The following is a 961-nucleotide window of genomic DNA, read 5'->3' as shown; positions in this document are numbered from 1 at the left end:
TCTCGCGGCATGCAGATGAAACCCGACTTTATCGAGCCTACCCCGTGGACACTGGCAGGCTTGGGCTTCCTCATCGCGCTGATGGGCTGGATGCCTGCGCCGATTGAAATTTCCGCCATCAACTCTTTGTGGGTAACCGAAAAACAACGCATCAATCCTTCCAGCTACCGCGACGGTATTTTCGACTTCAACGTCGGCTACATCACCAGCGCGATTTTGGCGGTCGTCTTCCTCGCCTTGGGTGCATATGTCCAATACGGCAACGGCGAAGAAGTGCAAATGGCGGGCGGCAAATATGTCGGCCAACTGATTAATATGTACGCCGTGACCATCGGCGACTGGTCGCGTCCGCTGGTGGCATTTATCGCCTTTGCCTGCATGTACGGCACGACGATTACCGTAGTGGACGGCTACGCCCGCGCGATTGCCGAACCGGTACGCCTGCTGCGCGGCAAAGACAAAACCGGCAATGCCGAATTGTTTGCATGGAACATCTGGGTTGCAGGTTCAGGCTTGGCCGTGATTTTCTGGTTCAACAGCGCAATGGCCGAGCTGCTCAAATTCGCCATGATTACTGCTTTCGTTGCCGCCCCCGTGTTCGCATGGTTGAACTACCGCCTCGTCAAAGGTGACAAACGCCACAAACTGACCATGGGCATGAACTTCCTCGCCATTATCGGTTTGATTTATTTGACCGGCTTTACCGTTTTGTTCCTGCTGAACCAAACAGGCATCTTGGCTGCGCCTAAATAAGCACATATGAAAAAAGGCCGTCTGAAACTTCAAAACAGGTTTCAGACGGCCTTTCCAATCCATCATATCTTTTTGAATTTCCATTCAAACCCATTATAATAACGCCTTATTTCGCCGTTGCAGACCACTCGACGGCATCCGTATTTTGGAAAATTTATGAAGCCGTCTATCTTAGAAAAACTACAACAACTCAGCGACCGACTGGAAG

Annotated in this window: 1 pseudogene; it reads left to right on the top strand. The window is 51.4% G+C overall.

Annotated elements, in window-relative coordinates:
• A pseudogene (locus ACTHS3_RS15005) lies at positions 1-753 on the top strand (divalent metal cation transporter); the annotation flags it as partial.
• Positions 754-961: the final 208 nt, after the last annotated feature.

Source organism: Neisseria sp. P0009.S007 (assembly GCF_051962515.1).
Note: the sequence above shows the minus strand (reverse complement) of the source record. Positions and strands in the feature narration are given on the sequence as shown.